The organism is Vibrio sp. 970 (genome assembly GCF_033339075.1).
Window position 1 is genome coordinate 1 of sequence record NZ_JAWOTW010000040.1, and the last position, 6,304, is coordinate 6,304.

At 42.8% G+C, this 6,304-nt stretch carries 5 protein-coding genes and 4 tRNA genes; 3 read left to right on the plus strand and 6 right to left on the minus strand.

Annotated features, from left to right (window positions below; genetic code table 11):
* Positions 1-180: 180 nt before the first annotated feature.
* The 4 genes from R7Q11_RS24305 to R7Q11_RS24320 all read right to left on the minus strand — a co-directional run bounded on the left by R7Q11_RS24305 (position 181) and on the right by R7Q11_RS24320 (position 576).
* Positions 181-256: transfer RNA gene (locus R7Q11_RS24305), tRNA-Thr, on the minus strand.
* 13 nt (positions 257-269) lie between these two features.
* Positions 270-344, minus strand: a tRNA-Gly gene (locus R7Q11_RS24310).
* 35 nt (positions 345-379) lie between these two features.
* Positions 380-464, minus strand: a tRNA-Tyr gene (locus tag R7Q11_RS24315).
* Between the two features lie 36 nt (positions 465-500).
* A tRNA-Thr gene (locus tag R7Q11_RS24320) sits at positions 501-576 on the minus strand.
* 205 nt (positions 577-781) lie between these two features.
* Between R7Q11_RS24320 and coaA the strand changes: the two genes are divergently transcribed.
* Positions 782-1,705 (plus strand): type I pantothenate kinase, encoded by a 924-nt coding sequence (coaA, locus tag R7Q11_RS24325; protein WP_005388683.1) that lies wholly within the window; start codon positions 782-784, stop codon positions 1,703-1,705.
* A 7-nt stretch (positions 1,706-1,712) separates the two neighbouring features.
* On the opposite strand, the gene birA is transcribed toward coaA, so the two are convergent.
* Complete coding sequence (gene birA / locus R7Q11_RS24330) at positions 1,713-2,678, minus strand: bifunctional biotin--[acetyl-CoA-carboxylase] ligase/biotin operon repressor BirA (RefSeq protein ID WP_054579710.1); 966 nt, start codon at positions 2,676-2,678, stop codon at positions 1,713-1,715.
* On the minus strand, positions 2,675-3,718 hold the full coding sequence (gene murB, locus R7Q11_RS24335) for a UDP-N-acetylmuramate dehydrogenase (RefSeq protein ID WP_053303319.1): 1,044 nt from the start codon (positions 3,716-3,718) through the stop codon (positions 2,675-2,677). Before murB ends, birA begins: the two co-directional genes overlap by 4 nt.
* Before the next feature lie 101 nt (positions 3,719-3,819).
* Here murB and R7Q11_RS24340 point away from each other — a divergent pair, with 101 nt between their 5' ends.
* Both R7Q11_RS24340 and pssA read left to right on the plus strand, forming a co-directional pair.
* Positions 3,820-4,251 carry a GNAT family N-acetyltransferase gene (locus R7Q11_RS24340; protein ID WP_017633746.1) on the plus strand — a complete coding sequence of 144 codons (432 nt, stop codon included), beginning with the start codon at positions 3,820-3,822 and terminating at the stop codon, positions 4,249-4,251.
* Positions 4,252-4,322: 71 nt separating this feature from the next.
* A complete protein-coding gene (gene pssA, locus R7Q11_RS24345) occupies positions 4,323-5,663 on the plus strand; it encodes a CDP-diacylglycerol--serine O-phosphatidyltransferase (RefSeq protein ID WP_025768993.1) in 1,341 nt (446 codons plus the stop codon).
* Positions 5,664-6,304 lie beyond the last annotated feature (641 nt).

The following is a 6,304-nucleotide window of genomic DNA, read 5'->3' on the forward strand; positions in this document are numbered from 1 at the left end:
TGTTTTACCGTGGTCAACGTGGCCGATAGTACCAACGTTAACGTGCGGTTTCGTACGTTCAAATTTTTCTTTAGACATGAGTGGTCCCTCTAGGTACGGATTTAGGTGGCCCAAATTGACCACGCAACCAAAAAAAGATAATTGGTAAATCTAATATCAAAAGGAAATAAACTTGAGAGCTGGTGCTGATAGGCAGACTCGAACTGCCGACCTCATCCTTACCAAGGATGCGCTCTACCACCTGAGCTATATCAGCACTCAAATTAGAGTGGAGCGGGCAGCGGGAATCGAACCCGCATCATCAGCTTGGAAGGCTGAGGTAATAGCCATTATACGATGCCCGCAACACGTAACTCTGAGAGCTATTTCCTAAAGAATATGGTGGAGGGGGACGGATTCGAACCATCGAAGGCAGTGCCGGCAGATTTACAGTCTGCTCCCTTTGGCCACTCGGGAACCCCTCCAAATTTTCAAGCCATTCAGACTACTAAAGGAAAGAATGGTGCCGACTACCGGAATCGAACTGGTGACCTACTGATTACAAGTCAGTTGCTCTACCTACTGAGCTAAGTCGGCATAAGTGGTGCGCATTCTATTGAATGATTTTCTAGGTTGCAATAGTAATTTGAAAAAAAATCATAAATTTCGATTTTTTAGATTCGTTTGCTGCAAATTCGTACAAACTTAGCTTTTTTAAAGTAAACTTCGACCTTTGTCGTTTGCTTTGAAGTTCGCTTGATGTATGTTCTTGCTTCTATTAAACCAAGGATAAAAGAGACCCATGAGTCCATTTTTGTCATTTGACCGTGCAAATTGGGCCGAGTTAAGAAACTCTGTACCGATGACACTTTCTGAAGACGACTTGACTGCGCTTCAGGGCATTAATGAAAACCTAACCATGGAGGAAGCGGTAGAGATCTACCTTCCTTTGTCTCGTCTTTTGAATCTGTATGTCCAGGCTCGTCAAAGCCGCAATTCCGTATTACAACAATTCTTAAATACAGAGGAACATGCTCCCCCTTTCGTAATTGGTATCGCTGGCAGTGTTGCTGTAGGCAAAAGTACGACTGCTCGTATTCTAACGGCATTGCTTTCTCGTTGGGAGAATCATCCCAAAGTGTCCTTGGTTACAACAGATGGCTTCCTATATCCGAAAAAAGTACTAGAAGAACGCGGTATCATGCATCGTAAAGGCTTCCCTGAATCCTATGATATCAAGCGTTTAGTCGAGTTCATGTCTGACGTAAAGGCAGGAAAGCCCGATCTTGAAGTACCCATCTACTCTCACATCACGTATGACATTACTGATGAACTAAGAAAAGTGGATAGACCGGATGTTCTTATTATTGAAGGTTTAAACGTTCTGCAAAGTGGAATGGACTATCCACATGACCCGCATCGTGTCTTCGTCTCTGACTTTTTAGATTTTTCAATTTATGTCGACGCAGAAACAGAGACCATTGAACATTGGTATGTAGAACGCTTTTTAAAGTTTCGCCAAGGGGCCTTTACGAAACCAGGCTCTTATTTTAGCCACTACACACAACTCTCTGTCGATGACGCAAAGAAAAAAGCGAAGCAAATTTGGCATGATATTAATGGGCTCAATTTAGAATTGAATATTCTTCCAACTCGTGAGAGAGCCCACTTGATTCTACACAAAGGCGTTAACCACTTGGTTGATAAAGTCTCGTTGCGAAAGTAATCGAAGATTAGTCACTTTTACGCAACGAGATTTCACCACCAATATAAGTCTCGAGTCCTTGGGAGGTTTCGATTAATATTCCACCTTGATGATCGATGCCTCGAACGACGCCATATACCTCTCTAGGACCAATAAGCAGTTTGACCTGACGATTAAGGAAATTGTCTAACCGATTCCAACGTTCGATAAAGCCAGTAAGCCCTTTCATTTCATATTCGACAAGTGCGGAATTCCAATGCTTGATAAGTGTCATTGCTAGAACATTTCTATCGTTCTTGAGACTCTGATTTACTTGGTTCAACGTGGTCCATGGCTGGTCAATCTCAGGCTGGTCGTCAGGCATTCCAATATTCAGGCCCATCCCAATCACTAGATGAGCAGCCCCACCGGCCTGACCCGACATTTCAACCAAGATTCCGGCCAGTTTTTTATCTTGATAATACAAGTCATTCGGCCACTTGAGTTTAACACCTTGCATGCCTACTTCTTCCAAAGCTTCCACTGCGGCAATCCCAATCACCAAGCTCAAGCCCATTGCCGCAGCCATTCCTGCATCCAGTCGCCAATACATAGAGAGATATAAGTTAGAGCCAAACGGTGAGACCCATTGTCTACCGCGGCGACCACGCCCTTGTGCTTGATATTCAGCAATACAAACACGGCCCTTTTCCGAATCCGCGACTCTGTCGAGCAAATATTGATTCGTTGAGTCAATCACAGGGACGAGTTCAACAAGTGACTCCGAGCTAGTGGTAAGGAGAGTCTCGTCTAACAACTGCAATGGTGAGGCTAATTGGTAACCGCGCCCTTGCACTCGATAAATATCAATACCCCATTCACTAAGACCTTTAATGTGCTTAGCGATTGCCGCTCTAGAAACATTAAGATCGTCGCCCAACGCTTCTCCTGAATGAAACTCTCCATCACTTAATAACTTTAGAATATGAAGTTTCGTAGAGTGATCTTTTCTCATCTAGATGCCTCGATCTGAGCCAAATTGGTCTCCCCGGTACGATTGAGAAAGCGTACTTCATGCTCAAGTATGATTTGGTATTTGTCCCATACTGTCTGCTTCACTAAAGAAGCAAGCGCGACAATGTCATCTGCACTACAATTATCCATGTTGGTCAAAACCAAAGCTTGCATAGGGTTGACCTGCGCACCGTGTACAGACTTCCCTTTTAATCCACACTGATCGATAAGCCAACCAGCAGCAATTTTCATTCCTCCAGAAGCTGGGTAGGCCACTACGTTAGGGTATTTTTTTGTGAGTCGATCATAGTGATCTTGCGTGATCACTGGGTTTTTAAAGAAACTACCTGCGTTACCTATCTTGGTTGGATCTGGTAGTTTTGCCTTTCGCACTTGGCATACTCGTTCGAAGATAGAAGCAGGGCTGAGTTGTTCTTCTGGGATACTTTGTAAAGGGCCGTACTGGTTAATCGGCTGCCATTGCTTCGCCAACTTAAGCCCTAATGCGGTGATAAAGCACTTTCCGTGCAACGCATGTTTAAATATGGAATCCCTATAGGCAAACTCACAGTCTTGGGCGTGCATTCTTTTGTTTTCAAACGTAGTTAGGTCAAGAACATCTACATAATCACAGATATCTTTTAGCTCTAGGCCATACGCACCAATGTTCTGAATAGGAGCCGAGCCAGCACAACCTGGAATCAAAGCTAAGTTCTCGATCCCACCGATCCCCTGATTCACACACCAGGAAACCAATTCAGGCCAATCTTCACCACCGGCAATATGTAATAGGTAGTGCTCATCCGTTTCCGTGACTTCTTTACCCATGATTCGATTAACAATCACTAATCCCTCAAAATGTTCTGTAAAAAGAACATTACTTCCTTTACCTAAAAAAAGTTTCGGTAAATGGGTGAATCTTGGGTTTTGAAATAGCTCAATAACATCTTCGAGCGACTCAACGATAGCTAAATAGGAACACGATTGTTCAATTCCAAAAGTATGGTAAGCCTTTAGGCTCGCATTTGTTTTAATTTGCATAGTAGGTTTGCAACACCAGATAAGATTCTCTTAAACTGTCGACATTCTACATTAGTTATCTTTTAACCGCAGTGACAATACCAGACTCATTAATCATAGAAGTGTTAAATCCCATCAAGCTCCCCCTCATTAAGAAACTATACAAAGCGTATTACCCTGCGGGTCGAGCCAAAAAGGATGAATTGATCATTACAGCAAGCCATAAGGGTGAAATCATTGCGTTACTACGTTTAAAAGGTGTAGATAAAGTTCGTCTGTTGACAGGAATGTTGGTCATTCCGAAAGTTAGGGGAACAGGGATTGGAAAAAAACTACTAACTCATTGTAAAAACAATGTTTTCACTGATGGCGATTATTGCTTCGCGTTTACACATCTCGAATCCTATTATTCCAAGCATGGATTCACAACAATTGATTGCTCTGAGCTACCACACCCGCTAAAAATGGCATTTCAACGTTACGTAGATAGCGGTAAAGATCTCATTCCAATGCAATTCATCTCTTCAACGACATCAAAACGCGTGCTTTTGTAGCCAGGTAAATCATATCTTTGATAAAATGGCAGGTTCGCAATATTGCACTAAACTAAGGTACTCATACCGATATGATAGTAAGTAGGAATCCATTCGAACAGTTGCCAAGTCTCGCTGTCAATCCGGAAGACTTTGATGTTCTGTATTCAGCAGAATCATTCAGAACCCGTCTTTTAGATGCTATCAGCAAAGCAACGTCGCGAATTTACCTAGTCGCTCTATATCTGGAAGATGATGAAGCTGGACGTGAAATTCTCACTGCGCTTTATGAAGCGAAACAGCGCAATCCTGGGTTGGACATCAATATCTGTGTCGACTGGCATCGAGCGCAGCGTGGCCTGATTGGTGCGGAGACATCTGAGGGTAATTCAGCGCTTTACAAAGCATATGCCAGTAAGTACCAGCACCCAATCCCTGTCTATGGCATACCAGTGCGTGGCAGAGAAGTTTTTGGGGTACTGCATTTAAAAGGCTTCATTGTCGATGATACTGTTATCTACAGTGGGGCGAGCTTAAATAACGTTTATCTCCATTATCATGAACGTTATCGATTTGATCGTTACCATGTGATTCGACATGAATCTTTAGCGAATTCAATGGTGCAATTCATTCAGGAAGAAATGATTGCTCACCCTGCCGTTAATGATCTTGCAGGAAAAGATAAGCCAGAAACCAAAGAAATAAAGTCGGCGATTCGCCAACTGAGGGCTTCTCTTGCTCAAGCCAACTATAAGTTTGAAGACCAAGCTGCAACAGAAGAAAGTGTAAAAGTCACTCCGTTAGTTGGGCTAGGCAAACGCCGTAATCTGCTCAATCAACAGATTGTAAAGTTATTGGCAGCAGCCCAAGACGAAATTTTCATTTGTACGCCTTACTTTAACTTCCCTAAAGCACTTCATCGTGAAGTGAAACGAGCCATGAAGCGTGGTGTGAAAGTAACTATTGTTGTGGGCGATAAAACCGCCAATGACTTTTACATTGCACCTGAGGAAGACTTTAAAACCATTGGCGGACTTCCATATCTTTACGAAGTGAATTTGCGTCGCTTTGCGAAAGCCAATGAAGCGAATATCGCCGCACGTAAATTGTCAATTCACCTATGGAAGCATGACAATAACAGCTTCCACCTTAAGGGTATTTGGGTTGATAAACGCTATATGCTACTTACTGGGAATAACCTAAATCCACGTGCTTGGTCACTCGACCTAGAAAATGGGCTACTCATACAAGACAATTATGCGAAGCTCACTGAGAAGTTTGAAGACGAAGTTTCGCGTATTCTAGAGCATACTCACCTTATCTGTACTTATAAGCAATTAGAGAAAGTAGAAGACTATCCTATAGAGGTACAGCGACTGGTCAGAAAAATTACCCGCCTAAAGGCAGATGGTGTTTTAAAACGTATTCTTTAGACATCATTTCTCGCTCTAAAGTACGTCGAGATTTTTATACTAAGCCAACCGCTTTAGCAGTTGGCTTTTTCATATAATCCATTTGGAATACTTAACTATTTTCTAGTACCGCTAGTGAGCACATAACCACTTAGATCTAGAGCGACTCTCTTAATGGGTTTGAGCTTTGACGTTTGTGAGTATTCCGCATAGCTTACAGCCTCGAGCTAAGCTACCCCTCTCTGTTCTGGCGCTTCTTACCCTTTGGCGATATATTTTTTCTGAGACTCATCAAATGTTCAGCGTCGAAAATCATCACCTCGCTAATGAAGAGCTCCTTCAATCTTTCATCTTCCAATTCGTTTTTTCTTTCTCATCAAGATTCAAGTCGTTGAACGCCTTTGAATACCATAGATTACTTAGGCTTGTTTGTAGGTCATATTGCCTTTCCACAGCATCACCGGCCTATAATTAATTAAAGCCTAGTGTGTAATTACGCAGAGTTCGCTTAGTAGGGATTATGTGAAATAGTCTAGTTAGGTGTATAAACACTCTTCAGGGAAACGTCGCAGTAGAAACGAAAATAGCCCCAGTCTTTCGACTGAGGCTTAATATAAGTGGCGGAGTGGACGGGACTCGAACCCGCGACCCCCGGCGTGACA